Source organism: Oerskovia sp. NPDC060338 (assembly GCF_042726295.1).
Classification (GTDB): domain Bacteria; phylum Actinomycetota; class Actinomycetes; order Actinomycetales; family Cellulomonadaceae; genus Oerskovia; species Oerskovia merdavium.
Genome location: NZ_JBHXCQ010000010.1, coordinates 95,677 through 121,769 on the forward strand (window position 1 = coordinate 95,677; position 26,093 = coordinate 121,769).

Consider the following 26,093-nt stretch of genomic DNA (forward strand, 5'->3'; position numbering starts at 1 on the left):
GCGACAGGTCAGCCCAGGCGGGGGAAGACCGGCACCGGCGTGCCCACGCGGTCGGTGCCGGATTCCTGCCCGCCGCCCGCGGGCCCGCCGAGCTGCTCGCGGAGCCGCGCGGCGCCGTCGGGCACGAACGGCGAGAGCTCGACCGCCACGACCCGGCACGCCTCGACGAGCCGCGCGAGCACTTCGTCCAGGTGCGCAGCAGCCTCCGCAGCGTCCGCGTCCCCGGCCCGCTCGCGCGCCGCGAGCTCCCACGGCTTCTCGGTGTTCACGTACCGGTTGGCCGCGTCGACGACGCGCCGCACGGCTCCGGTCGCGGCCCGCAGGTCGGCGTCCGCGAGGGCCGCGTCCACGGCAGGGGCGACCTGCCCGACGGCGGAGCCCAGCTCGTCGGGTGCGCTCGCCCGGGTGCGGGGGAGCGCAGGCACGACGCCGTCCCGGAACCGGTGCACGAGCGTGAGCGTGCGGTTGACCAGGTTGCCCACGCCGTGCGCCAGCTCGTCGTCGTGCCGGGCCACGAGGCGCTCGGCCGTGAACTCGGCGTCGCCCAGGAGCGGGACCTCGCGCGCGAACCACCAGCGCAGCGCGTCGGTGCCGTAGGTGTCCACGAGCCCGACGGGGTGCACCGCGGTACCCGCGGACTTGGCGAGCTTGGCGCCGCCGGCGGTGACGTAGTCGTGCACGTGGATCGTGGTGGGCAGCGGCTCGCCCGCCGAGAGCAGGAGCGCGAGCCAGTACACCGCGTGGAAGCGCGTGATGCCCTTGCCGATCACGTGCACGCGCTCGTCGCCGCCGGACCACCAGGTGCGGTAGTCGACCGCGGCGCCCGGGTCGGCCGGGTCCGAGCCGTAGCCCAGCGCGGTGACGTAGTTGGTCAGCGCGTCCCACCACACGTAGACCACCTGCGACGGGTCGCCCGGGACGGGGACGCCCCACCCGTCCGAGCGGGTCGCGGGCCGCGAGACGCTGAAGTCCTCGAGCCCCGCGTCGACGAACGCGAGGACCTCGTTGCGCTTGGCGGGCGGGTTGATGCGCACGCGCCCCGACGTGATCTCCTCGCGGACGCGGTCGGCGTAGCGGGACAGCCGGAAGAACCAGTTCTCCTCGACCACGCGCTCGGGCAGGGGCAGGTGCTCTGGACAGCGGCCCGACGCGTCGAGCTCGTCGGGGGAGTAGAACTGCTCGCAGCCCGCACAGTACAGACCCTCGTAGGAGCGCAGGTAGAAGTCGCCGGCCTCGGCGCACCGCCGCCACAGGGCCTCGACGCCCGGACGGTGGCGGGGGTCGGACGACGTCGACAGGAAGTCGTCCGTGGACAGCGACAGCGCGGGGCGCAGGGCGCGGAAGTCCTCGACACGCTCGGCGACGAACTCCCCGACCTCGCGGTCTGCCGCTCGGGCCCCGCTCACGTTCTTGAGGGCGTGGTCGTCGGTGCCCGTCAGGAAGCGGGTCGGTCGCCCGCGCAGTCGCGCGTGGCGGGCCAGGACGTCCGTCTGGACGAGCTCGAGCGCATGGCCCAGGTGCGGGTCGCCGTTGACGTAGGGGATCGCGGTCGTGACGTAGAGGGTGGGGCTGCTGGGTGGTGTCGTGCTGCGGGGCTGGGCGGGTGCGGCGGTCATGGCGGTGGTCCTCTCGGGGACTGCGGCACCTCGGGAGGTGCCTCGACGGGCGCCTCGACCGCACCGGGCCCGGACACACGAAAGGCCTCGCTGCGGCGAGGCCTTGGGTGGTGACGAGCGTGCTCAGCGCATCACGAAGGGCCCCGGGTGGGGCGCATCATGACGGTCGACGAGCAGCTCATGCGTCCGACCCTAGCAGCGTCGCGGCGCGGTCCTGAAGCCGGCGGGCACCGGGTGGGATCGGGCCGGGCGTGCGCGGCCGGCACCCGGCCGGTCGGCCGTCCAGGTGTCGCGCCCGGCGCGCTACGGCAGGAGCTGACGCACGAGCGCGTCGGTCGCCCAGTCCTGCCAGGCCTGGGGGGACCAGCCCAGGTCGAGCACGAGCGTGCCGTACGTGTCGGGGCCGAGCAGCGTGTGGGTGATGTCGGTCGCGACCTGCGTGCTGGTGCGGAGCGCGGACTTCGTGGCGAGCGCACTCGTCAGGGTCGCGGCGACGGTCCGCCGCTGCTCCTGGTTCGTGGCCCACAGGTCGGCGAGCGCAGGCAGGCCGGGCGCGGCGTCGCGCAGCACGCGCAGGAGGGGGGCGACGCGTTCGAGGACGGCGCGGGCGCCCGCGACGTGCAGGGCCAGGTGGCGCGCGGGATCGGGCTCGGCGAGCACCTCGCGGGCCCAGGGGCGGTCGAGCGTGGCGACGTCGTCGTGGTCTCCCGCGACGCGGACGTCGAGCAGCTCCTTGAAGAGCGCGTGCTTGGTGCCGAACGTGTAGTAGATCGTCTGTGTGGCCACGCCCGCCGCGCGTGCGACGTCCTCGACCGAGGTGCGGGTCCAGCCGTTCGTGACGAAGAGCTCGTGCGCCGCGTCGAGGATGCGGGTGCGTGTCGCGCGGGCCTTCTCGGCGCGGGTGGGGGGCATGGGTCTCCGGGGACGATCGCCGACAATTGACTGTAGTGAGACTACAGTGATATTCACTAGAGCATGACTCTAGTGAACGTGCGGGACGTGCTCGTGATAGGTGGCTACGGGGCGGTCGGGTCCGTCGTGTGCGAACGGCTCGCCGAGGCGATCCCCGGGCGCGTGGTCCCCGCAGGGCGCAACCTTGACGCCGCACGGGCGCTCGCGCGACGGATCGGCTCCCCGCGCGCGGTGCGCGTCGACCTCGCCGACCCCGCGACCCTCGTTGCGGCGCTCGACGGCGTGGGCCTGGTCGTCCTGGCGGTCGAGCCCGGTGACGACCGGGTGGCCCGGGCGTGCCTCGCACGCGGCGTGTCGCTCGTGGACGTCTCGGCGTCCCGTGAACAGCTCGAGGCGACCGAGCGCCTCGACGAGGTCGCCCGTGACGCGGGCGCCGCGGCCGTGCTGAGCGTGGGCGTCGCGCCCGGGCTCACGAACCTGCTCGCCCGGCGTGCGCACGACCTGGTCGGCGGTGCCCAGGAGATCGAGGTCGCGGTGGTCCTCGGCGGGGGCGAGGCGCACGGCGCGGACGCGATCCGCTGGACGGTCGACGGCCTGGTCGGTCCGCAGCCCGACGGCGGCGCACGCCAGGTGCTGCTGCCCGGCCTCGGGCGGCGCACCGTCCATCCCTTCGACTTCTCCGACCAGCACACCCTGCGTCGCACGCTCGACGTGCCGCGCGTGACGACGCGGTTCGCGCTCGACTCCCGCCTGCTGACCGCATCGGTGTTCGGGGCGCGGCGTGCGGGGGTCCTGCGCGCCTTCCGCGGCGGGCGCGGGCGGCGGGCGCTCGCATCGGTCTTCGCCGCCGTGCACGTGGGCGGTGACCGGTTCGCGCTCGCCGCCACGGCGCACCACGGCGACCGCGAGGTCCAGGTCTCGTTCGTCGCGTCGGGCCAGGGGCGGGTCACGGGGCTCGTCGCGGCCGAGGTGGCGCTCGCGGTCCTCGCGGGGCACGTCGCGCCGGGCGTGCGTCATGTCGAGCAGGTCGACGGCCTGGCCGACCTGCCGGAGCGGCTCGTCGCGGCCGGAGGAGAGGCGGCCGTCGAGGTGTTCGTCGACGGGGGCGCTCAGCCGTCGGGCGCGGAGAGCGGGCGCCTCAGCCCGTCGAGCTCGACGCGGCGGGCTGTTTGGTCAGCATCTGCTCCTTGAGGCGCAGGGTGTCGTCCTCGTCCCAGCCGTCGGGGGCGTTGAGCGCCGACCAGCCGTCGGCGTACTCGAGGTAGTAGACGTGCCCGTGACCTGCGGGGATGTCCGAGGCCGCGGCCACGAACAGGTCGCCCGTGAGCTGCCAGAACGTCACGACGGGGCGCCACTCGACGGCGTCGAGCACGTCGGGCCCGCGGGGCTCGCGCATCCAGTCGGGCTCGGACCACAGCGTCGTGGGGGACCACCACGTGACGCCGTCGGACGCGTGCTGGACGTAGACGACGCGCGGCGTCTCCCACGTGCCGGGCACGGACCAGATGTTGGCCGCGCTCGAGACCTCGGTGCCCCACCGGACCTGGGCGCCCTCCTCGTACACGGGCGAGTACTCGAGCGAGCCGGCGTCGCGGTGGTTCGTGAAGTCGGTCCAGTTGGGCGTGAAGTTGGGCGTGCCCACGAACATGGCCCCGTCGGTGCGGGTCGTCATGTCCTGCAGGCCGCTGAACGCGCCCTGCGCACCGAACGAGCCGAGCGAGATGCCGAACGCCATGAGCTGCGGACGCGAGTCCTCGGGTTGCTTCGACCACGCCTCGTACACGGCCTCGTAGAGGGCCTTGCCCGCGTTCGGCGGGGTGCTGCGGTCACCGACGAAGCTGATCCAGCTCGGCAGGTACGAGTACTGCATCGAGGCGATCGCGGTGTCGCCTCCGTGCATGAGCTCGAGCGAGTTGCTCATGCCGGGGTCCACCCAGCCCGTGCCGGTCGTGGTGGCCACGACCAGGACCGAGCGGTCCCAGGCGTTCGTGCGGTCGAGCTCGTCGACCACGCGCTGGGCGGTCGCGTCGAGGTCGCCCTCCGGGTCGAGACCCGCATAGACGCGGATGGGCTCCTGGACGTCGGCCGGGTCGACCACGTCGCCGCCCGCGGCGAACTCGGTCAGCTCGGCCTGCGTGGGGCCGAGCGCCACGAACCGGCGCCCTTCGGCACCGAGCGACTCCCAGGACGAACCGGACTCGGGCGAGCCCGATCGGTCGGGCGAGGTGGGCGGGGCGAGGTCCGGGTCGATCTTCTCGTTGGCGCTCGCGTAGACGTTGTTGAGCATGTGCAGCGCGCCGGCCCAGATCACGCCGTTGAAGAGCAGCACGACCACGACGGCGACGATCACCCCGCTCAGGAAGCGGGCGACCGGCTTGGGCATGATGTTGTCCACCAGCAGGCTCACCCACTGCGCGACGCGGCGCAGCGCGCGGCCGAGCTGCAGGACGCCGATCGCGATGAGGACCGCGACGAACACGACCGCGACGTCGTTGGCGGGCGCCTGCTCGGGCATGCCGAACAGGGCGCGCAGCTCGTGCTGCCACCGGGCGCCCAGGACCAGGAAGACCGGCACGAGGACGATCGTCGCGGCGCCCAGGACCCACCAGGCGATGCGGCTCACGCGTGGGCTCCAGCGGATCCGGAGCCCCACCTTGAGGGCGAACCACTCGACGAACGCCCCGATCCCGTACCCGCCGACCATGCTCATGCCCGTGATGAGCGCCTGGTAGTACCAGGCGCGGGGGATGAGCGAGGGCGTGAGGGAGAAGCAGAAGAACAGGAGGGCGAGGACGAGCCCGGTCGTGGAGAAGCGCCGCGCGTAGTGCTGGAGCCAGGCCCACGGCCGACGGCGCAGCGGTGGCCGCGTGCTCGCCTCGCCGTCGGGCGTCGCCGGGCGGGCTGGGGTCCGTGCGCCGGAGCTGCCCGTCGGCCCGGCAGGTCCGGCGGGTCCGACGGAGCCATCGGAGCCGGCGCCCTCGGGGACCTCGGGCGTCCCGGCGTCCGGAGCGTTCTCGGGCTTCTGCGTGACGTCTGGCTGCACGGGTGCGATCGTACGGGGCTGGGGGTTTCGCGCCACCGGGCGCCGGGTGAAGCCGGTGGGGCGGTCCCCGCCGGGTGAGGGAGTCCGGAGCGCTCGCGGCTCCCGCCACCTCGCCCGGCCGGGACCTGGCTCAGCGCTCGTCGTCGGCGGCGTCCCCGATGTACGTCGAGACGTCGTCGGGCAGCCCGTCCTCGTTCATGTCGTCGGAGCGCTTGCGCCGGGCGTCCCAGCGCAGCGCCGTCGCGGCGAGCAGCGCCGAGATCACAGAGGCCAGCAGCACCGCGGCCTTGGCCGAGTCCGTGTGCTCGGAGTCGGGGAAGGACAGCTCGGCGATGAGGAGGGAGACCGTGAACCCGATACCGGCGAGCAGGCCCACGGGCAGCAGGTCGCGCACCCCGATGCCGGGCGCGAGCCGCAGCGGCGTCAGCCTCGTCACGAGCGCGGTGACGCCGAGCACGCCGATGCCCTTGCCGACCACGAGCCCCACGATGATGCCGATCGCGACCGGCTGGCCGATCATCTCGCCGATCCCGCCGCCGTCGACGAGCGAGACGCCGGCCGCGAAGAACGCGAAGATCGGCAGGGCGATGCCCGAGGAGATCGGTCGGACGACGTGCTCGAACCGGTGCGTGCGCGAGGTCTTCTCGCCGAACAGGACGACGGCCGGGACCGTGAAGCCCAGGAGCACGCCCGCCACGGTCGCGTGGATCCCGGACGCGTGGACCAGCGCCCAGACGACGAACGCGAGCGGGAGCAGCAGCCACCAGTGCGTGCGGCGGCGGCGCACCAGGAACGCGAACAGCGCGACGCCCACGAGCGCCAGGCCCAGCGGGGCCCAGTGCAGGGTCTCGGTGTAGAAGACCGCGATGACGACGATCGCGAGCAGGTCGTCGACCACGGCGAGCGTGAGCAGGAACGTGCGGATCGCCGTCGGGAGCCCGCGGCCGAACACCGCGAGGACCGCGAGCGCGAACGCGATGTCGGTCGCGGTCGGGATGGCCCAGCCGTGCACGGCGTCGGCGCCGCCTCCCCAGAGCGCGACCGTGACGTAGAGGATCGCGGGCACGATCATGCCGCCCACGGCCGCGAGCATGGGGACGCCGGCCTGGCGCGGGTTGCGCAGCGAGCCGGCGACGAACTCCTGCTTGAGCTCGACGCCCACCACGAAGAAGAAGATGGCGAGCAGCCCGTCGGCGGCCCAGGTGGACAGCGACAGGTCGAGGTGGAGGGACTCGGGTCCGAACGTGAGCGCGGACAGGTCGAAGTACGCCGCGCGCCAGGGCGAGTTGGCCCACACGAGCGCGATGATCGCGGCGCCGATGAGGAGCGCGCCGCCCGTGGTCTCGCGTGTGACCCAGCGCTTCCAGCGCTGCGCGGCGCCGGGGCGCGGCGCGGGCTGGGCGGCGGGCGAGGGGGCGGGGTTCTCGCTGCTCGACGGCGTCGCGCCAGCAGGGAGGTTCACCGCGCCGTCCGCGGTCGCCGGGCCGGGCGTCGCGCTCGTGCGGGGGGAGTCGTCCGGGGTGGGGGTGTGCTGCTCGTGCGTGCTCACAGGGCTCCTGTGGTTGAGGGGTCGTCGACGTCACGCCGACCAGACTTCCCGGCACACCAGCGTCCCATCTTACCGGTGGCCCGGCTCGGGCGGGCCCGCCCGTCGGGTCCTGGACCGGACCGGAGGAGGACGGCACGCTCGCCGGGGGATGCCGGAAGGTGGACACGGACGCGACCGAAGTCCGCCGAAAGGGGGATGTCTCGGACACCCGCCCGGCAGGAGCATGTACGGGTGTACGAGAAGACCCCTGACGCGCCCACCCCCACGCCGCCCTCCGCATCGACCACCCCTCGCACCCCGGAGGAGACGGTCGTGGGGTGCTCGTCCGCCGACACGCTGTTCCTCCGTGCCGTCCTCCCGGTCCTCGGTGCCGCGGCCGGCGTCGGCTTGCGCTGGCTCGCGGCGTGGATGTCCGGCCTGTCGTGGGCGCCGTGGCAGGGCATCGCCCGGTCTGTCGACACGCTCGCCGACAGGTGGGGTGCGTGCACCGTCGTCGGGCTCGCGATCGTGGGCGCGATCGTCGGAGCGGTCTTCGCCCAGCACCTGGTCGAGACCATGGGGCGCGTCGCGGTGACGTCCACGGGGGCCGGGTTCAAGACCAAGGACACCCTCGAGACCCTCGGGCGGTCCGAGGTCACCGACGTGTTCGCGGACGGCAAGGAGATCGTCCTCCTGCGCGGCGAGCGGGAGGTCGCCCGGTGGTCCGCCGACCTGCCCTCCGCGGAGGTCCGGGCGGCCTTCGACACGCACGGGTGGCCCTGGCGTGAGACCGGTGACCCGTTCCGTGCGGCATACCGCCTGTGGGAGGCGGGCGACCTGGGGCTTCCCGCGGGGGCCGACGCCCTCCTGCGCGCACGAGCCGGACTGATCGACGCGGGAAAGGACGACCACGTGCGCGAGCTGCGAGCCGACCTCGCGGCGATCGGGGTCGTGGTGCGGGACGAGGGGACCGTGCAGCTCTGGCGTCCGGTCGCGCCCGCCGCGCCCACGGGCGCGATCGGCGTCGAGCGCCGGGCCTGAGGGAAGATCAGCCCGCCGCGTCGACCAGCCCGGCGAGCTTGGTGACCGTGTTCCAGTTCCTGGCCGTGCCCCACAGCCCGACCGTCCGCAGCAGCACCGCCGGCGTGAGCCTCGAGGTCCCGACCCCGCCCTGGTACCAGGTGTAGCTGACCGGCCCGGACCACGCCATGTGCTCGACCCCGTAGGCGAGCGGGTCGAGCGCTGCGACCCGCTCCGGGTCCGGTGCCGCCGGGTAGAACGTCAGCAGCAGGTGCGACGGGTCCTGGCCCGCGGCCTCGGGGAAGGGGTTCGCGGCGACCGCTCGCTCGAGGTCCGCGCCCGTCAGCGCGAGCACGTCGACGTCCAGCCCCAGGCGCCGGGCGAGCCCTGCGCGCACGAGGCGCGCGACGTCGTCGGGCCCGGAGGCTCCCGACGTCCCCGGCGAGACGACAAGGTTCCCGCTGTTGAGGAGCGTGCGCGCGCCCGCGAACCCTGCGTCCTGCGCGACAGCGCGCAGGTCCGCCGACAGGACCTTGCGGCCCCCGCCCACGTTCACCCCGCGCAGCAGCACCGCGTAGGCCGACGGGACGCTCGACCCGGACACGCCTCAGCCCAGGAGGTTGCGCGCGGACGCCGGCATGCCGGGCGTCGACGGGGCGACCGCCACGGGCGGGCGGACCACGCAGCGGAAGCCGATGTGGCTCGTCGCGGTGTCGACCGCCTGGGGCGAACGAGCCGCGGGCCGGTAGCGCAGGCAGTACTCCGGTGCGCACAGGTGCGACCCGCCCTTGAGGACCCTGCGGGGGATCGCCGAGCCGGGCTCGGCGCTCGCCGCGGCCCGAACGTCCGTCGCGGTGTCCTCGTCGAGGCCGGCCGCTCCCAGCGGGTCGTGCGGGGCGGGGTGGGCCGCTGCCATGGCTGCGCCGGTGCTCGGCGCGCAGCACGCGGGCATCTCGATCGTGAGCGCGTCACGTGCCGCGGCGACCTCCTCGGCCGTGCGGGCGTCGACCGCGTGGTTGGGCGTGTAGAAGGACGAGGTCCACTCCCAGACGTTGCCGGTCATGTCGGCGAGCCCGAACCCGTTCGCGGGGAACGTCCCCACGGGGCTCGTGCCGACCCACCCCCGGGCGCCCGTGTTGCGGTACGGGAACGAACCCTGCCAGTGGTTCGCGAGGAGCTCGCCGTCGGGCTGGTACTCGTCGCCCCAGGCGAAACGCGCGCCGTCGAGCCCGCCGCGTCCCGCGTACTCCCACTCGGCCTCGGTGGGGAGCGACCTGCCTGCCCACGCCGCGTAGGCCTGGGCGTCCTCGTACGAGACCTGCACGACCGGGTGGTCCTCGCGGCCCTCGATCGAGCTGCCCGGGCCGTGCGGTGCGCTCCACCGGGCCCCGGGCTGCCAGCGCCACCACTGGCGCCAGTCGGAGAGGTTCACAGGACCGGCGGTCGGGGTGAAGACGAGCGCCCCCGGCTGGAGGTCCTCGACCGCGACGCCCGGGTAGTCGGCCGGGTCGAGCGGACGCTCGGCGACCGTGACGTAGCCCGTCGCGTCGACGAACGCCGCGAACTGCGCGTTGGTCACCGGGTGCTGCTCGATCTCGAACGGGCCGACCGTGACCTCGTGGACAGGAGCCTCGTCGGGGTAGAACTCGGTCGATCCCCGCCGGTACGTGCCGCCGGGCAGCGGGACCAGGGGCGAGAGGGTCGAGGTCGGGCGGGCCGTCACGGGGGCCGTCGCGGGGACGGTCGTGCCGGCCCGACCGGCGCTGCCGGTCGTCCCGCCGTCGGGCCCCTTCGTCTGCTCGGGTGCCGATGACGTGCCCGCTGCCGTGTCCATGCGTCTCCTCGTGTCGAGCTCGTTCTCGATACCGCTCTGATGCCGCCCGGACACCGCTCCGGTGGCGGGCCGTGCCGGCGTCCGCACCGGCGCCGTTCGGTGGCCGCGGTCGGGGTGGTGCTTGACCTGCAGCGATGCCGTCCGTCCTGCCCGCGCGCACCGCCCGTCCGAGCCTAGTGCCGTGAGTGGCGACCGGAGTAGTCAACACCTCGGCAGCATGCGGGCACGTCGGCCCGGTCCGTCGGACGACGGCAGGGACACGTGACGTGCCCCACCGTGGCGGCATCGCCCTCGACCCTGCCGCTGCGGGGGCGTATATTCCGACGGGAATATTCCTGGGGGAACGACCGTGCTGGAGTGCTCGCGCACACCCGCCGCTCCGGCTCTCCGGCCACCCGTCGTCGGCCGCCAGGTTGCTCGCACGAACCACACCAACGAACCAACGAGCCACCCCACCGTCAGGAGGCGAGACATGGCACGCAAGGAGCTGTCCGCCGCCGCGCTCCTGCTGCTCGGGCTCCTCCACGAGCAGCCCATGCACCCCTACCAGGTCCACCAGACGCTCAAGCAGCGCGGGGACGACCGGCTCGCGAGCATCACGCCGGGCTCGGTCTACCACGCGATGGACCGCCTGGAGTCCGAGGGGTACGTCGAGGTGGTCGGCACCGACCGCGAGGGCAACCGTCCGCAGCGGACCACCTATCGCCTGACCGGCGCGGGGCGCGACGCGTTCGCCGACCGCACCGCGCTGCTGCTCGGTCGACCCCGGCGCGAGCACCCCTCGTTCCCGCTCGCGCTCTCGCAGGCGCACGCGATCGACCGGGCGAGCGCGGTCGACGCGCTGCGGGACCGGCGGGCCGCGTCGGCCGAGGAGCTCGCGTCCTACATCGCCAGGTACGACGTCGTCCGCAGCCACGGGCTGCCACGTCGCCTCCTGCTCGACGTCGAGTACGACATCCACCGGATCGAGTCCGAGCTGGCCTGGATCGACCGCCTGCTCGCCGACCTCGACTCCGGCGCCCTGGACTGGGACGAGTCCGTCCCGCAGTCCTTCCGTGACTTCTCCGCCGCCCGCTCGCGGGCCGCGGCCGCAGGTGACGTGCCCTGACGGGCCGCCGGCGTCACGCCGGTTCCGCTGCTCGCGCAGCCCTTCCTGAACTCCCCGCACTTCTCCGAGCCCGAGGACACCCATGACCACCACGCCACCCTCTTCCGAGAGCCTGCCGACGACCGGCACCCGGACGGACCCCGCCACGCCGACGCTCGCTGCACCACCGGAAGGCCCGCCCGCAGGCGCACCCGGGGCGCCCGGCGCGACCGCAGGACCGCCGCTCGTCGACCTCGGCGGGCGCAGCCCGTGGAGCATCCTGCCCGCGCTGTGCCTGGGCTTCTTCATGATCATGGTCGACACCACGATCGTGAACATCGCGGTCCCCACGCTCGTCGACACGTTCGACACGACCCTCACCGCGGTGGGCTGGGTCAACAGCGCCTACCTGCTCACCTACGCGGTGCTGCTCCTGCTCGCGGGTCGCCTGGGCGACCGGTTCGGCCCCAAGCCCGTGTTCGTCCTGGGGCTCGTGGTCTTCACGCTCTCCTCGCTGTGGTGCGGGCTCTCCGGGTCGGTCGAGATGCTCATCGTGGCCCGCGCGGTCCAGGGCGTCGGTGCCGCCCTCATGACCCCGCAGACCATGTCGATGATCACGCGCGTCTTCCCGCCGCGTCAGCGCGGCGCGGCGATGGGGCTGTGGGGCGCGGTCGCGGGGGTCGCGACGATCGCGGGACCGCTGCTCGGCGGTGTGTTCGTCGAGTCCTGGGGCTGGGAGTGGATCTTCTTCGTCAACATCCCCGTGGGCGTCGTGGCTCTCGTCCTGGCGCTGCGGAGCCTGCCGTCCCTGCCGACCAACAAGCGCAGCTTCGACATGGTCGGGGTCGCGCTGTCGATCGTGGGCCTGTTCCTGTTCGTGTTCGGTCTGCAGGAGGGCGAGACCTACCACTGGGGCACGGTCGTGGGCCCGCTCACCATCTGGTCGATCATCGGCCTGGGGGTCCTGGTGCTCGCGGCGTTCGTCCTGTGGCAGCGGCACCTGGGCGACCGCGCCCTGCTGCCGCTCACGCTCTTCCACTCGCGCAACTTCTCGCTCGCGAACGTGTCCGGCATGGCCGTGTCGTTCGGGATGATCGGGATCTTCTTCCCGCTGACGATCTTCCTGCAGTCGATCCTGGGTCTCTCGCCGCTCGAGGCGGCGCTCATCAACCTGCCGGGGTCGCTCGTGTCCGGTGTCGTGGCACCGTTCGCGGGCAGGCTCTCGGACCGGATCCCGGCCAAGTGGGTCGTCGCGACGGGCTTCGCGCTGCTCGCGGCGTCGGTCGCGTGGCTCAGTGTCGCGATCACACCTGACGCGAGCACCCTGTCCATCGTCGCGCCCATGACCCTGTTCGGGATCGGTACCGGCGCCGTCTTCTCGCCGCTCGCCAACCTCGCCACGTCGGGGCTCGACCACCGCACGGCGGGCGCCGGCGCGGGCGCGTTCAACACGTTCCGTCAGGTGGGCGGCGTGATCGGTTCGGCCGCGATCGTCGCGACCCTCACGAGCCGTCTCTCGGCGACCCTGCCCGCGGCCGCGCGCGACGCCGCGGCGGGCCTGCCCCCCGAGCTCCGCCAGCCGTTCGTCGACGGCTTCGCGTCGGCCGGCGGGTCGTACACGGGCGCTGCCCAGAGCTTCGATCTCCCGGCGGGCATCCCTCCCGAGGCCGCGGCGCAGATCCGCGAGGCCGCCACGACCGCGCTGCACCAGGGATTCTCGGTCGCGGTCGGGCAGACGCTCCTCGTGACGTCGGCGGTCCTGGTGATCGGGCTCGTCGCGGCGCTCGCCATGCGGGGGACGCACGTCGCGCACGCGGACTGAGCACGCGGCGACGGAGCCCGACGGCGGAGCGTGCGTGCCGCCGTCGGGCGTGCCGGGCCCTGCCTGCCCCGTCCCAGGGGCGGGCGGGGCCGTCACGTGAACGGCAGGTGACATCTCGGACGCGCGGCGTGTCAGGTCGACACGGCCGAACTTCACGGGCGTAGTTTCGAACGTGACGGACGACACACGTCGTCCTCCGGGAGGCCATCCGATGGAGTTTCTGCTCCGCGCAGGAGGGCCGGCACCGGCCTTCTGTCGGCCGGTCGCCTGCCCCACCCAGCGAGAACGGCGCTGAGCGCCGGAGGGAGCCTGCTGTGGTCCGAACCGCCTCTGCTTCTGGAGCTGCACCCGACGTCACGGACATCGCGTCCCGTGGCACGACGTCCCCCGAGGGTCTGCGCACCTTCGTCATCGACACGTCCGTGCTCCTGTCCGACCCGCGAGCCATGCTGCGCTTCGCCGAGCACGACGTCGTCCTCCCCGTCGTCGTCATCACCGAGCTCGAGGCAAAGCGCCACCACGCCGAGCTCGGGTACTTCGCCCGCAGCGCGCTGCGCATGCTCGACGACCTGCGGGTCAAGCACGGCCGCCTCGACGCCCCGCTCCCCGTGGGGGCCGTGGGCGGGACGCTGCGCGTCGAGCTCAACCACACGGACCCGGCGGTGCTTCCCGCCGGGTTCCGTCTGGGCGACAACGACACGCGCATCCTGTCGGTCGCGGCCAACCTCGCGAGCGAGGGCTGCGACGTGACCGTGGTGTCCAAGGACCTGCCCATGCGGGTCAAGGCCTCGGCCGTGGGTCTGCGGGCCGAGGAGTACCGGGCCGAGCTCGCGATCGACTCGGGCTGGACCGGCATGGGCGAGATCGACGTGAGCGACGAGCAGATGGCCGACCTGTGGGAGCACGAGTCGGTCGAGCTCTCGGCCCTCGACGCCGCCACGGTCGCGGCCGCCGAGCCGCTCCTGGTGCACTCGGGGCTCGTGGTCCACTCGCCGCGCGGCTCGGCGCTGGGCCGCGTCACGGCAGACAAGCACGTGCAGCTCGTCCGGGGAGACCAGGACGTGTTCGGCGTGCACGGGCGCTCTGCCGAGCAGCGCATCGCGATCGACCTGCTGCTCGACCAGGAGATCGGGATCGTGTCGCTCGGCGGGCGTGCCGGGACGGGGAAGTCCGCGCTCGCGCTGTGCGCGGGCCTCGAGGCGGTGCTCGAGAAGAGGCAGCACCGAAAGATCATGGTCTTCCGTCCCCTGTACGCCGTGGGCGGCCAGGAGCTCGGCTACCTGCCCGGCTCCGAGGCCGAGAAGATGAACCCGTGGGCCCAGGCCGTGTTCGACACCCTGGGGGCGCTCGTGTCCAAGGAGGTCATGGAGGAGGTCGTGGACCGCGACGTCCTCGAGGTCCTGCCGCTGACCCACATCCGCGGACGCTCGCTCCACGACGCGTTCGTCATCGTCGACGAGGCCCAGTCGCTCGAGCGCAACGTCCTGCTGACCGTGCTCTCGCGCATCGGCCAGTCCTCGCGGGTCGTCCTCACGCACGACGTCGCCCAGCGTGACAACCTGCGCGTCGGGCGGCACGACGGCGTCGCCGCGGTGATCGAGGCGCTCAAGGGTCACCCGCTGTTCGCGCACGTGACCCTGACGCGCTCCGAGCGCTCGCCCGTCGCGGCGCTCGTGACGGAGATGCTGGAGAGCATCGAGGTCTGACCGCGCCCGATCGGCGGCGGGTCGTGGCCCTCGCTCCTGACGGGCGGGGGCCACGTCGCGCTCCCGCGGTCAGGCCGCGGTGCTTCCGGCCCTCGGTGCTGCTGGGCGTCGCCGCGCGTGGACCAGCACCACGGTCAGCACGCCGACGACCGCGCCCACGGCCGTGTCGAGCGCCCGGTCGAGCGCGATGCCCTCTCCGGTCCCGCCGAGCGACGTCATGAGCAGGGCCATGGGCGTGATGGTCAGCATCGCGAGGCCGTAGTGACGCCCCACGACGATCTCGGTGACGACCTGGAGCACGACGACGAGCGCCGCGGTGGCCCAGAACCCGAGGTGCGCGTCGAGCAGCGGCCACGCGATCAGGGCGCCGGCGACCGTGCCGAGCGCCCGCTGGAGCGCGCGGACCACGGCGTGCTGCGTCGTCGTGCCCTGGAGCGTCGCGGTGGCGCCCATCGCGGCCCAGGCCGGGTGGCCGAACCCGGCGACCTGCGCGATCGCCGCCGCTGCGGCCGCCGCGAGCGTCACGCGGGCCGCGCGCAGACCCCAGCCTCCGTCAGCGAGGGACCTGTGGGCTGTCTGGCGCAACGAGAGGCGAGGTGGAAGGGCAGCGGGGGTCCCGGCCGCCCCGGAGAGCTCGTCGGCGAGCCGTAGCGCGGTGGCGCGCGTGCGGCCGTGCGAGGCGTCGTCGGCGAGGACGGTCCGGGCCAGGGTCACGGCCTCCTGCGCGCGCCCGACGGTGCCACGGTCGTCGGGCGCGAGGGCCGCGGCCTCGGCGGCGAGCGTCGCGCGGCGCACGGCGAGCCGCGCGGGTCCGCTCGGCCGGACGAGGAACCCAGCCAGGCACACGACGCACGCGACCACGACGCCCAGGAGCGCGGCGAGGCCCCGCGGGGCGAGGTCGGCGAACGTGGGCGCTCCGGCCAGGCCCGCACCGGCCGCGAAGACGACGATCGTGGCGCCGGGCGCACCCGTGCGCACGAGCTGGCACAGGGCCGTCATGCCGCCCGCGAGCAGTGCGACGACCCCGAGCGTCACGGCGGCCGGGGCGCCGGCGGCCGTGATCGCGGTCGTGAGCAGGATCGAGCCGGTCATGGTCGCGCCCACCAGGGCGAGCAGAGCGGCACGACGGCGGTACGGGTCGAACCGCCCGTAGAGCGAGGTCAGGGCACCGAGGGCCGCGAAGCCCGCGAGGTCCTGGTGCCCGCTCGTGGCGGCGAGGACGAGCGTGAGAGCGACGCTCGCACCGCACCGCAGGGCTGCTGCGAGGGTCGCGTCGACAGAGGTGAGTCGGAGCGCGGCCCGCAGGTGGGAGGGGTCGAGGACCTCGCGTGCGGCGGTGCGGACGGGGGAGCGTCGGTCGGCTGGTGGCTCGGGGGACAGGGCTGTGGCGGTCGCGGAGGAGAGTGGCATCCTGTCCAGGGTACGCCTCGTTCGGAGATGTTTCACTAGTGAACTAGTTGGCGACGGGCACTACGCTGGGTCTCGTGGACTACGTGGAGCGCCTGCGCGAGCAATGGGCAGAGCAGATGCCCGACGTCGACGTCTCGCCCGCCGACTCGATCGGCCGGATCACCCGGATCGCCGCGCTGCTGGCCGAGGCGAGCGACGCCGCCCTCGCGCAGCGGTCCCTGACCCGCCCCGAGCTCGAGGTGCTCACGGCCCTGCGGCGCGCGGGCCGCCCCCTGCGGGCCCGCGAGGTCACGACCATCACCCGCGCCCCCGGCGCATCGATCAGCAAGCGCCTCGACCACCTCCAGCGCGAGGGGCTCGTCGAGCGCACCGTCGTCGAGCGGGACCGCCGGGGTGTGCTGCTCTCGCTCACCGAGGAGGGGACCCGGCTCGTCGACGAGCTCTTCCCCGCCCAGCTCGACCGCGAGCGTGCCGCGCTCGGCGGGCTCACCGGCGACGAGCGCGAGCGCCTCGCCGAGCTGCTCGCGATCGTGCTGCGTCGGGTGGACCCGGTCGAGTACTGAGCGGCAGGGGCTCGGGCGACGAGAGCGCCCCGGGCAGTCGTCATCGGGCCAAGCCTCCCGAGCCGCGCGAGGTGGACGGCGACGCCGAGGACGTCGACGGCCAGGTCGGTGCTCCGTCAGCTGCTGGTCGGTCTCGCTCCGTGTCGCTCGGTGTCGACGGCGGCGAGCAGGGTCTCGACGTCGGCCTCGGAGAGGATGAAGGGTGCGGCACAGATCCTGAGGCAGGAGACCCGCTCTGCGCGGGTCCAGGTGTCCCAGGGGGCTGACGAGGCCAGGTATCGGACCACGATCGGAGGCTCGGTGCCGCGGTTGGACCACTGAGCCCATCGGCGCCAGCCCGCTGCGCGCCCTCGATCCTCGGTCCGGTCGCTCTCGTCGAGAATCGCCTGAAGCATCTTCGACGCTGCGTCCGCGACGAAAGGGCTGCCGAAGTACGGCTCGGGCACATCGCCGGATTCATCGAACTTCAGGCGAACGATCGCCGCCAGGGTTGCTTCGCACTCCTGGACCGTCAGTGCCACCTGCACGTGTGCTTGCTCCTTGCGTACGTGTCGCCCCGGTGGGGAGAGTCTGGCGCCGCCAAGGGTACGGGTTCTCGTCGCCGCCCGGGTACGTCGTCGGCGAAGCGCGGATCGACAGCGTGTGCCCGGCGACGAGGTGCGCACAGGGGTGGCAGGAACGACCGACGGCGTGGGCCGGGTGACCGCACCCGGCACACGCCGTCCGTCGTGCAGGCCGAGGGGTGCGCTCCACGCCGGAGCGCACTCCTCGCTGCCTCAGCGCCTCGTCAGGCCTGCGGCGGGCGCGTCATCGACAGGACGTCGAGCGCCGTGTCGAGCTGCTCCTCGGTGACCTCGCCGCGCTCGACGAAGCCCAGGTCGATCACGGCCTCGCGGACCGTGAGGCCCTGCTTGACCGAGTGCTTGGCGACCTTGGCCGCCGCCTCGTAGCCGATCACGCGGTTGAGTGGCGTGACGATCGACGGCGAGGACTCCGCGAGCGCACGCGCGCGCTCGACGTTGGCCGTGATGCCCGTGACGGTCTTGTCCGCGAGGACGACCGACGCGTTCGACAGCAGACGGATCGACTCCAGGACGCCCAGCGCGATGACCGGGATCTGCACGTTGAGCTCGAAGCTCCCCGAGGCCCCGGCCCACGCCACGGTCGCGTCGTTGCCGATCACGCGCGCGGCGATCATGAGGACGGCCTCGGGCACCACGGGGTTGACCTTGCCCGGCATGATCGACGAGCCGGGCTGCAGGTCCGGGATGAAGATCTCGCCCAGGCCCGTGTTGGGGCCCGAGCCCATCCAGCGCAGGTCGTTGCAGATCTTGGTGATCGAGACCGCGATGGTGCGCAGCGCGCCCGAGAGCTCGACGAGCCCGTCGCGCGAGCTCTGCGCCTCGAAGTGGTCGCGCGCCTCGGTGAGCGGCAGGCCCGTGTCCTCGACCAGCAGGGCGATGACGCGCTGCGGGAAGCCGGCCGGCGTGTTGATGCCCGTGCCGACGGCCGTGCCGCCCAGGGGGACCTCGGCCGCGCGGGGGAGCGCCGACTGCAGGCGCTCGATCCCGTAGCGCATGGCCGCGGCGTACCCGCCGAACTCCTGGCCCAGCGTGACCGGGGTCGCGTCCATGAGGTGCGTGCGGCCCGACTTCACGACCGTCGCGAACTCGGCCGCCTTGGCCTCGAGGGCCTCCGCGAGGTGCGTCAGGGCAGGGATCAGGTCGTGCACGACGCCCGCGGTCGCGGCCAGGTGCACCGACGTCGGGAAGACGTCGTTGGACGACTGCGACGCGTTGACGTGGTCGTTCGGGTGGACCTCGCGGCCCAGCGAGCGCGTGGCGAGCGTCGCGAGGACCTCGTTGGTGTTCATGTTCGACGACGTGCCGGAGCCCGTCTGGAAGATGTCGATCGGGAAGTGGGCGTCGTGCGCGCCCGAGGCGACCTCGTCTGCGGCGGCCACGATGGCGGCCGCGACGTCCTCGTCGAGCACCCCCAGCTCGGCGTTGGCGCGCGCGGCGGCCTTCTTGACACGAGCAAGGGCCTCGATGTGGCTGCGCTCGAGAGGAGTGCCCGACAGCGGGAAGTTCTCCACGGCGCGCTGCGTCTGCGCGCGGTAGAGGGCGGCCGCGGGGACGCGGACCTCACCCATGGTGTCGTGCTCGATGCGGTAGTCGGAAGCGTCGGCAGAAGTCATGGGGCTAATGGTGCCGCACGAGCACGGGTGATCTCGAACCCGGCCGCGGGGCGGGTGCGTGCTGCACGCCGCCCGCGCGGACCGGTTCCGGCGCGGGAGGGCGCCGGTCAGACGTCCGGGGTCTCGCCGACGTCGCCGACGACCTCGACGAGCCGGGCGCGGCCGTCCGCGAGCGTGTACTCGACACCGACGATCGCGAGCCGGCCCTCGGCCACGGCGTCCGCCAGGGCCGCCGAGTAGCCGTGGAGCATGTCGACCGTGTGGCGCACGTGCTCGCGGCGCAGCGTGTCCGGGTCGAGGGTCTCGAGGCTGCCCGTGCTGCTCGTGATGTTGACGATCGAGGGGATGACCCGGTCCACGACCGCACGGACGAACCCGTCGGCCTGCTCACCGGTCGAGAGGGTGTGCGCCGCCGCGGCGATCGCACCGCAGCTGTCGTGGCCGAGCACGACCACGAGCGGGGTGCCCAGGATGTTGACCCCGTACTCGATCGAGCCGATCACGGTGGTGTCCAGGACGTGACCCGCCGTCCGCACGACGAACACGTCGCCCAGGCCCTGGTCGAAGATGATCTCGGCGGCGACACGGGAGTCCGCGCACCCGAAGATCACGGTGTGCGGGTGCTGCGCGACGCTGAGCTCGGCCCGGCGCGCGGCGCCCTGGGAGGGGTGCTCCATCTCGTCGCGGACGAATCGCCCGTTGCCGTCGCGGAGCATGGCCCAGGCCTGGGCGGGGGTCAGCACGGGTGGGGTCTGCTCGGTCGTCTCAGTCGTGGTCACAACCTCCATGTTCGCTCACGGGAGCGCGTCCCGTCGGCGGTGTTCACGATCCGGCCCCCGCCGTGGACGCGGCGACCCGACCGGGCGGGGCGAGCGGCGCCGTCGGGCCGTCGCACGGACCGCTCGACAGCCCACCGGAATGTCCCCCCTGTGGCGAGACGTCCCGCGACGGTGTAGCCCTAGGAGGAGGGAACCAACCGAGAACGGGCACGAGGCAGTGCCCGTTGGACGAAGGGGAGACCGTGCACCGACGCACCCGAGCACTCGCCGCGGCGCTCGCCGTCGCGACGATCGTGCCGCTCGCCGCGTGCAGCACCGGAGAGGGCTCCGGCCCTCCCGTGCTCACCTGGTACATCAACCCGGACAACGGGGGACAGGCCTCGATCGCGGCCTCGTGCACGGACGCCGCAGGGGGCGCCTACACGATCGAGACGTCCCTCCTGCCGCGAGACGCCGCCGCCCAGCGCGAGCAGCTCGCGAGGCGTCTCGCGGCCAAGGACTCGTCGATCGACCTCATGAGCCTCGACCCGCCGTTCATCCCCGAGCTCGCCGAGGCGGGCTTCCTCGCCCCCGTCCCGGACGACGTCGCGGCCGCGGCGACCAAGGACGTCGTGCAGGGCGCGATCGACGGCTCGACGTGGAAGGGAGAGCTCGTCGCGATCCCCTTCTGGGCCAACACCCAGCTCCTCTGGTACCGCAAGTCGGTCGCCGAGGCCGCAGGACTCGACCTCACCCAGCCCGTGACCTGGGACCAGCTCATCGACGCCGCGCAGTCCCAGGACAAGTACCTCGCGGTCCAGGGCGCCAAGGCCGAGTCGCTCACGGTGTGGATCAACGCCCTGATCGCCTCGGCGGGCGGCCAGATCCTCGAGAACCCCGAGGCCCCCGCGGACGAGCTCAAGCTCGGGCTCGAGACCGACGCGGGCCGTGACGCGGCCCGGATCATCGGCGAGATCGGGACGTCGGGCGTGGGGGGACCGGGCCTGCCGAGCGCTGACGAGTCGGCCTCCCTCACGCTCTTCCAGGGGGACAAGGGATCGTTCATGGTCAACTGGCCGTTCGTCTGGTCCTCGACGCAGGGCGGTGTCGAGGCGGGCTCGCTCGACCAGTCGCTGCTCGACGACATCGGCTGGACGCTCTATCCCCAGACCGTGGCGGGCCAGGACACCCGCCCGCCCTACGGCGGCATCAGCATCGGCGTCGGGGCGTTCAGCGACCACTCCGACCTCGCGTACGAGGCCGCGCAGTGCATCGTCGGAGCCGAGAACCAGGCTGCGTACTTCGTGTCCGACGGGAACCCGGCGTCCAACACCACGGCCTACGACGACCCGGCGGTGCAGGCGGCGTACCCGATGTACGACGTGATCCGGCAGTCGCTCGAGCAGGCCGCACCCCGGCCGCAGACCCCGTTCTACAACGAGGTCTCGACGGGCCTCCAGCAGACCTGGTACCCGCCCTCGAGCGTGACCGAGGACGGGACCCCCGTGAAGTCCACCGACTTCATCACCGCCGTCCTGCGAGGGGAGCGACTGCTGTGAGCACCGAGACCCGAGGCGCGCGCCGCGCCCAGCCCGAGCCCGCCGCACCGGACCCCGCGCACGGCAGGAAGGGCCGGGCCGCACGCAGCGACCGTGCCCGCGCCGAGGCCCGGCTCGGCTGGTACCTCGCCGGACCCGCGTTCGTCGTGATGCTGGCCGTGACGCTGTACCCGATCCTCCAGGCGGTCTACGACTCGCTGTTCAACTACAAGCTCACGGCGCCCGACGACCGCTCGTTCGTCGGGCTCGGCAACTACCTGGTGATCCTCAGCGACCCCGTGTGGTGGCGCGACTTCGCGGTGACGTTCTTCATCATGGTCGTGTCCGTCGTGGTCGAGCTCGTCCTGGGGTTCGCGCTCGCGCTCGTCATGCACCGGGCGATCAAGCGTCTGCGAGGGCTGCTGCGCACCGCGATCCTCGTGCCCTACGGGATCATCACCGTGGTCTCGGCGTTCGCGTGGTTCTACGCGTTCGACATCACCTCGGGGTACGTCAACAGCTGGTTCGACTGGGTGCCGGGGGTCGGCCCCGACCTCAACTGGTTCGCCCACCAGGGCACGAGCCTGTTCGTCATCATCGCGTCCGAGGTCTGGAAGACCACGCCGTTCATCTCGCTCCTGCTGCTCGCGGGCCTGGCCCAGGTGCCGGGCGACCTCGAGGAGGCCGCGAAGGTCGACGGCGCGACGGCGTGGCAGCGCTTCTCGCGCGTGATCGTGCCCAACATGAAGGCCGCGATCATGGTCGCGGTGCTGTTCCGAGCGCTCGACGCGTTCCGCATCTTCGACAACGTCTTCATCATGACCAACGGCGCGAACAACACCGAGGTCCTGTCGCTGCTGGCCTACCGGACCTCGATCGGCCAGCTCCAGATCGGCATGGGCTCGGCGATCTCGGTCCTGCTGTTCCTGTGCGTGATCGGGATCTGCTTCGTGGCGATCAAGCTCTTCAAGGTCGATCTGGCCGGCGCGAGAGGGGAGCGATGATGGGCAGCGTCCTGAGCACCCGGGCCCGCGTGTGGTGGGCCGTCATCACGGTCGTCGTCCTCGTGGGGGCGCTGTTCCCGGTCGTCTCGATCCTCATGACGAGCTTCAAGGGCCCGAGCGACATCAACTCGGGCACGTTCCTGCCCCCGCAGTGGAGCACCGACAACTACGAGCAGATCCTGTCCTCGGGCGGGTCCGCGCAGGAGCTCTTCCTGTCCGCGCTGCGCAACTCGGTGGGCATCTCGCTCATCGCGACGGCGATCGCCGTGGTCCTCGCGACGCTCGCGGCCTACGCGATCGCGCGCCTCGACTTCCCGGGCAAGCGGCTGATCCTGACGACCGCGCTCGGGGTGTCGATCTTCCCCGTGGTCTCGATCGTGACGCCGCTGTTCAACCTGTGGCGCAACATCGGGCTCTACGACACGTGGCTCGGGCTCATCATCCCGTACCTCTCGCTCACGCTGCCGATCTCGATCTGGACCCTCGCGGCCTTCTTCCGGCAGATCCCGTGGGAGCTCGAGCAGGCCGCGCAGGTCGACGGCGCCACGCCGTGGCAGGCGTTCCGCAAGGTCATCGTGCCGCTCGCGGCGCCCGGCGTGTTCACGACGGCGCTCATCGCGTTCTTCATCGCGTGGAACGACTTCATCTACGGCATCTCGTTGACGTCGACGAGCGCGGCCCGGCCCGTGCCCGCGGCGCTCGCGTTCTTCACGGGCGCGTCGTACTTCGAGGAGCCGACGGGGGCGATCTCGGCCGCTGCCGTGGTCGTGACGATCCCCGTGGTGATCCTCGTGGTGCTGTTCCAGCGCCAGATCGTCTCGGGCCTGACGCAGGGGGCGGTCAAGGGATGAGCAGAGCCACCGGCCCGACGGCGCCGCCCGCCCCGAGCGCTCGACGACCCCTGCGCACGGCGCGCCGCGCGCGGGGGAGAACCCGCTCGGAGGTGCGCGACGCCGTCGGGCACCTCCCACCAGCACGCGCCCGAACCCTTCGCTGCCCGACCCCCGACCGAGGAGAGAGCTGATGGCGTCGATCACCCTCAAGGACATCGTCAAGAAGTACGGCGACGGGTTCCCCGCCGTGAACGGGGTGAGCATCGACATCGCCGACGGCGAGTTCGTGATCCTCGTCGGCCCGTCGGGCTGCGGGAAGTCGACGCTGCTGCGCATGATCGTCGGCCTCGAGGACATCACCTCGGGAGACCTGATGATCGACGGGCAGCGTGTCAACGAGAAGGCGCCGCGCGACCGTGACCTCGCGATGGTCTTCCAGAACTACGCCCTGTACCCGCACCTGACCGTCGGGGAGAACATCGCGTTCCCCTTGCGGCTGACCAGGGGGAAGTTCAGCGACGCGGAGATCCGCGAGAAGGTCGAGTACGCGGCCGACCTCCTCGAGCTGCGCGAGCACCTCGACCGCAAGCCCGCCAACCTCTCGGGTGGTCAGCGACAGCGCGTCGCGATGGGCCGGGCGATCGTGCGAGACGCCAAGGCCTTCCTGTTCGACGAGCCGTTGTCCAACCTGGACGCCAAGCTGCGCGGGCAGATGCGGACCGAGATCGCCCGGCTCCAGCGGCGCCTCGCGACCACGACCGTGTACGTGACCCACGACCAGACCGAGGCCATGACGCTCGGGGACCGTGTCGCGGTGCTGCGCAAGGGCGAGCTGCAGCAGCTCGCGAGCCCGCGCGCCCTGTACGAGCAGCCCGTCAACCTGTTCGTCGCGGGGTTCATCGGGTCGCCGCCCATGAACTTCCTGCCCGGGCAGGTCTCCGGGAGCAGCATGGAGCTGCCGTTCGGGACGTTCGAGCTGCCCGAGCGGATCGTGAGCGCGGTCGGGGAGCGCGAGCTGGTCATCGTGGGGCTGCGCCCGGAGCACTTCGAGGACGCCCGGCTCGTCGACCCGACGAAGAAGGACCGAGGTCGCACGTTCGACGCCCAGATCGACGTGACCGAGTGGCTCGGGGCCGAGCTCTACGCGTACGTGCCGTTCGAGATGCACGCGTCGGTCGCCGAGAAGCTCGAGGAGCTGGACCGCGAGCTCGACGGCGAGGGCCTGCGGACCCAGTTCGTCGTCGCGCTCAACTCGGCCTCGCGCGTGCGCGACGGTGACACGACCGAGCTCTGGTTCGACCCCGACAAGATGATGATCTTCGACCCCGAGACGGGGGAGAACCTCACGCACGACCAGGACGAGGTGGACCGGCTCGACCGGGAGAACGAGGAGGACCGGCGCGCCTCGCTCGAGCGCGCCCAGGCGCAGGCCGACGCCCAGTCCCAGAAGGCCAGCGCCTGACGCGACCCGGTCAGTCGTCCTCGGTCGCCTCGGAGGAACCGCCCGCCGCGGCGGGGGCGTCCGCGGCGGGGGCGTCCGCGGCGCGTGCTGACGCGAGGCGCTCGCGCGCGCCGTCGAGCCACTGCTGGCAGCGGGCCGCGAGGGCCTCGCCACGCTCCCACAGGGCGAGCGAGGCCTCGAGCGGCTCGCCGCCGGTCTCGAGGCGGGACACGACCTGGACCAGCTCGTCGCGGGCCTGCTCGTAGGTGAGGTCGGCGACGTCGGCGTGGGGAGGGGTGGTGGTCATGGTGGTGGGCCTTCCTGGGGCTGGTCTGTTGGCTGGGGTGCTGCGGTGCTGTGTTGCTGCGGTGCTGTGGGGGCGGCCGGATGGGCTCAGCGCACGGTGGCGTCGATCGCGCCCTGGGCGAGGCGGACGTGCAGCGCGTCGCCCGGGCTCACGTCGCCGGGGGAGCGGACGATCGCGCCGTCCGGGCCGTGCACGACCGCGTAGCCCCGCTCGAGCGTCGAGGCGGGGGACAGGGCGCGCACCTGGGCCGCGAGCCGGTCGACCTCGCCGTGCGCGCGCAGCAGGACCGCGTCGAGCGAGCGCCGGGCCCGGTCCCTCGCGGTGAGGACCTGCTGCTCGCGCGTCGAGATCATGGTCTCGGGGGCTGCGAGCACCGGACGTGAGCGTGCGCTGTCCAGACGGGACTGCTCGCGCTGGAGCTGGTGCGTGATCGCGGCGCGGATCCGGGACCGGGCCTGCAGGACGCGCGCGCGCTCCTCGCCCACGTCCGGCACGATCCGCTTGGCGGCGTCCGTGGGGGTCGAGGCGCGGTAGTCGGCGACGAGGTCCAGGAGCGGCGTGTCGGTCTCGTGGCCGATCGCGCTCACGAGCGGGGTGCGGCAGGCCGCCGCAGCCCGGACCAGGGCCTCGTTGCTGAACGGCAGGAGGTCCTCGACCGCGCCGCCCCCGCGTGCGACCACGATCACGTCGACGTCGGGGCGCGCGTCGAGCTCGGCGATCGCGGCGCTCACCTGCGCGACGGCCCCCGTGCCCTGGACGGCGACCTCGCGGATCTCGAAGCGCACCTGGGGCCAGCGGGCGCGGGCGTTGACCACGACGTCGTGCTCGGCCTTGGACTCGCGGCCGCACACCAGGCCGACGACCGCCGGAAGGAAGGGGAGCGGGACCTTGCGGTCCGCGTCGAACAGGCCTTCGGCGGCCAGGACTCGCTTGAGGTGCTCGATGCGGGCCAGGAGCTCGCCGATCCCGACCGTGCGCACCTCGCTCGCCTGGAGCTGGAACGACCCGCGCTTGGGCCAGAAGACCGGCTTGGCGTGGACGACGACGTGCGCGCCCTCGGTGAGCGGCGTGCTCGCGGCCTCGAAGACCTTGGCGAGGGCGGCGACCGGGAGCGACATGTCGGCGTCGGTGTCACGCAGGGTCAGGAAGGCCATCGAGGCGCCGGGCCGACGGTTGAGCTGGACGACCTGACCCTCTACCCAGACGGGGGCCATCTTGTCGATGTACGCCGTGATCTTGCTCGACAGCAGCCGGACGGGCCACGGGTTCTCGGCGGTCGTGTCGAGAGCCCGGGCGGGGAGCGCGGGCGGCGGGGCGGGGCTGGCGGGGCGGTCGGTCACGGGTCAAGACTGCCTCATGGGACTGACAGGAGGGCTGTGTGCGCGCCGACCCGTGGGGATCCTGTGGAGTTGCTGCCAGGACCTGGCCCGGACCGCACCCGGGGCCGCCGGCCCGGCCCGGCCCCGGAGGCCCG

At 73.0% G+C, this 26,093-nt stretch carries 22 protein-coding genes; 10 read left to right on the top strand and 12 right to left on the bottom strand.

Translation table 11 applies throughout. The features are described from left to right. Window positions 1–8: 8 nt before the first annotated feature. Both ACFWGN_RS13470 and ACFWGN_RS13475 read right to left on the bottom strand, forming a co-directional pair. Complete coding sequence (locus tag ACFWGN_RS13470; protein ID WP_377617449.1) at window positions 9–1,616, bottom strand: methionine--tRNA ligase; 1,608 nt, start codon at window positions 1,614–1,616, stop codon at window positions 9–11. Between the two features lie 303 nt (window positions 1,617–1,919). Then, window positions 1,920–2,528 (bottom strand): TetR/AcrR family transcriptional regulator, encoded by a 609-nt coding sequence (locus ACFWGN_RS13475; RefSeq protein ID WP_377617451.1) that lies wholly within the window; start codon window positions 2,526–2,528, stop codon window positions 1,920–1,922. Window positions 2,529–2,591: 63 nt separating this feature from the next. Here ACFWGN_RS13475 and ACFWGN_RS13480 point away from each other — a divergent pair, with 63 nt between their 5' ends. Continuing rightward, on the top strand, window positions 2,592–3,719 hold the full coding sequence (locus ACFWGN_RS13480) for a saccharopine dehydrogenase family protein (RefSeq protein WP_377617452.1): 1,128 nt from the start codon (window positions 2,592–2,594) through the stop codon (window positions 3,717–3,719). On the opposite strand, the gene ACFWGN_RS13485 is transcribed toward ACFWGN_RS13480, so the two are convergent. Together ACFWGN_RS13485 and nhaA are read right to left on the bottom strand one after the other, a co-directional pair. Further along, complete coding sequence (locus ACFWGN_RS13485; protein ID WP_377617453.1) at window positions 3,667–5,571, bottom strand: alpha/beta-hydrolase family protein; 1,905 nt, start codon at window positions 5,569–5,571, stop codon at window positions 3,667–3,669. The genes ACFWGN_RS13480 and ACFWGN_RS13485 overlap by 53 nt on opposite strands. A gap of 130 nt (window positions 5,572–5,701) precedes the next feature. Then, window positions 5,702–7,120: a Na+/H+ antiporter NhaA gene (gene nhaA / locus ACFWGN_RS13490; RefSeq protein ID WP_377617455.1), complete on the bottom strand. Its 1,419-nt coding sequence runs from the start codon at window positions 7,118–7,120 to the stop codon at window positions 5,702–5,704. Window positions 7,121–7,351: 231 nt separating this feature from the next. Between nhaA and ACFWGN_RS13495 the strand changes: the two genes are divergently transcribed. Further along, complete coding sequence (locus ACFWGN_RS13495) at window positions 7,352–8,140, top strand: hypothetical protein (RefSeq protein ID WP_377617457.1); 789 nt, start codon at window positions 7,352–7,354, stop codon at window positions 8,138–8,140. Between the two features lie 7 nt (window positions 8,141–8,147). Here the strand turns inward: ACFWGN_RS13495 and ACFWGN_RS13500 are convergent, their stop codons facing one another. Continuing rightward, window positions 8,148–8,723 (bottom strand): DUF1697 domain-containing protein, encoded by a 576-nt coding sequence (locus ACFWGN_RS13500; RefSeq protein ID WP_377617458.1) that lies wholly within the window; start codon window positions 8,721–8,723, stop codon window positions 8,148–8,150. Between the two features lie 3 nt (window positions 8,724–8,726). Beyond that, window positions 8,727–9,809, bottom strand: coding sequence for a formylglycine-generating enzyme family protein (locus tag ACFWGN_RS13505; protein WP_377617601.1), 1,083 nt, complete (start codon window positions 9,807–9,809; stop codon window positions 8,727–8,729). Between the two features lie 616 nt (window positions 9,810–10,425). Between ACFWGN_RS13505 and ACFWGN_RS13510 the strand changes: the two genes are divergently transcribed. The 3 genes from ACFWGN_RS13510 to ACFWGN_RS13520 all read left to right on the top strand — a co-directional run bounded on the left by ACFWGN_RS13510 (window position 10,426) and on the right by ACFWGN_RS13520 (window position 14,568). After that, the gene (locus ACFWGN_RS13510; RefSeq protein WP_191803398.1) at window positions 10,426–11,061 is read left to right on the top strand and encodes a PadR family transcriptional regulator; all 636 of its coding nucleotides are present in this window, start codon (window positions 10,426–10,428) and stop codon (window positions 11,059–11,061) included. Window positions 11,062–11,143: 82 nt separating this feature from the next. Next, window positions 11,144–12,862, top strand: coding sequence for a DHA2 family efflux MFS transporter permease subunit (locus ACFWGN_RS13515; RefSeq protein ID WP_377617460.1), 1,719 nt, complete (start codon window positions 11,144–11,146; stop codon window positions 12,860–12,862). 446 nt (window positions 12,863–13,308) lie between these two features. Then, window positions 13,309–14,568 carry a PhoH family protein gene (locus ACFWGN_RS13520; protein WP_377617603.1) on the top strand — a complete coding sequence of 420 codons (1,260 nt, stop codon included), beginning with the start codon at window positions 13,309–13,311 and terminating at the stop codon, window positions 14,566–14,568. A gap of 69 nt (window positions 14,569–14,637) precedes the next feature. Here ACFWGN_RS13520 and ACFWGN_RS13525 read toward each other — a convergent pair whose 3' ends face one another. Continuing rightward, window positions 14,638–15,978, bottom strand: a complete 1,341-nt coding sequence (locus ACFWGN_RS13525; protein WP_377617462.1) for an FUSC family protein — start codon at window positions 15,976–15,978, stop codon at window positions 14,638–14,640. 74 nt (window positions 15,979–16,052) lie between these two features. Between ACFWGN_RS13525 and ACFWGN_RS13530 the strand changes: the two genes are divergently transcribed. Further along, window positions 16,053–16,541, top strand: coding sequence for a winged helix DNA-binding protein (locus ACFWGN_RS13530; RefSeq protein WP_318244507.1), 489 nt, complete (start codon window positions 16,053–16,055; stop codon window positions 16,539–16,541). Window positions 16,542–16,657: 116 nt separating this feature from the next. Here ACFWGN_RS13530 and ACFWGN_RS13535 read toward each other — a convergent pair whose 3' ends face one another. The 3 genes from ACFWGN_RS13535 to ACFWGN_RS13545 form a co-directional block, all read right to left on the bottom strand. Continuing rightward, window positions 16,658–17,068 carry a hypothetical protein gene (locus tag ACFWGN_RS13535; protein WP_191803390.1) on the bottom strand — a complete coding sequence of 137 codons (411 nt, stop codon included), beginning with the start codon at window positions 17,066–17,068 and terminating at the stop codon, window positions 16,658–16,660. 260 nt (window positions 17,069–17,328) lie between these two features. After that, the gene (locus ACFWGN_RS13540) at window positions 17,329–18,738 is read right to left on the bottom strand and encodes a class II fumarate hydratase (RefSeq protein ID WP_191803388.1); all 1,410 of its coding nucleotides are present in this window, start codon (window positions 18,736–18,738) and stop codon (window positions 17,329–17,331) included. A 107-nt stretch (window positions 18,739–18,845) separates the two neighbouring features. After that, window positions 18,846–19,526 carry a carbonic anhydrase gene (locus ACFWGN_RS13545; RefSeq protein WP_377617465.1) on the bottom strand — a complete coding sequence of 227 codons (681 nt, stop codon included), beginning with the start codon at window positions 19,524–19,526 and terminating at the stop codon, window positions 18,846–18,848. Between the two features lie 233 nt (window positions 19,527–19,759). Between ACFWGN_RS13545 and ACFWGN_RS13550 the strand changes: the two genes are divergently transcribed. From ACFWGN_RS13550 to ACFWGN_RS13565, 4 genes are all read left to right on the top strand, one after another. Then, a complete protein-coding gene (locus ACFWGN_RS13550) occupies window positions 19,760–21,055 on the top strand; it encodes an extracellular solute-binding protein (protein ID WP_377617466.1) in 1,296 nt (431 codons plus the stop codon). After that, window positions 21,052–22,038, top strand: coding sequence for a sugar ABC transporter permease (locus ACFWGN_RS13555; protein WP_318244506.1), 987 nt, complete (start codon window positions 21,052–21,054; stop codon window positions 22,036–22,038). Before ACFWGN_RS13550 ends, ACFWGN_RS13555 begins: the two co-directional genes overlap by 4 nt. Further along, complete coding sequence (locus ACFWGN_RS13560) at window positions 22,038–22,889, top strand: carbohydrate ABC transporter permease (RefSeq protein ID WP_377617468.1); 852 nt, start codon at window positions 22,038–22,040, stop codon at window positions 22,887–22,889. The genes ACFWGN_RS13555 and ACFWGN_RS13560 overlap by 1 nt, the downstream gene beginning before the upstream one ends. A gap of 172 nt (window positions 22,890–23,061) precedes the next feature. Beyond that, window positions 23,062–24,333, top strand: a complete 1,272-nt coding sequence (locus ACFWGN_RS13565; RefSeq protein ID WP_191803381.1) for an ABC transporter ATP-binding protein — start codon at window positions 23,062–23,064, stop codon at window positions 24,331–24,333. A 10-nt stretch (window positions 24,334–24,343) separates the two neighbouring features. Here ACFWGN_RS13565 and ACFWGN_RS13570 read toward each other — a convergent pair whose 3' ends face one another. Both ACFWGN_RS13570 and xseA read right to left on the bottom strand, forming a co-directional pair. Beyond that, window positions 24,344–24,619 carry an exodeoxyribonuclease VII small subunit gene (locus ACFWGN_RS13570; protein WP_377617470.1) on the bottom strand — a complete coding sequence of 92 codons (276 nt, stop codon included), beginning with the start codon at window positions 24,617–24,619 and terminating at the stop codon, window positions 24,344–24,346. 86 nt (window positions 24,620–24,705) lie between these two features. Beyond that, entirely contained in the window at window positions 24,706–25,959 is a 1,254-nt protein-coding gene (xseA, locus tag ACFWGN_RS13575; RefSeq protein ID WP_377617471.1) for an exodeoxyribonuclease VII large subunit, read from the bottom strand. Between the last annotated feature and the right edge of the window lie 134 nt (window positions 25,960–26,093).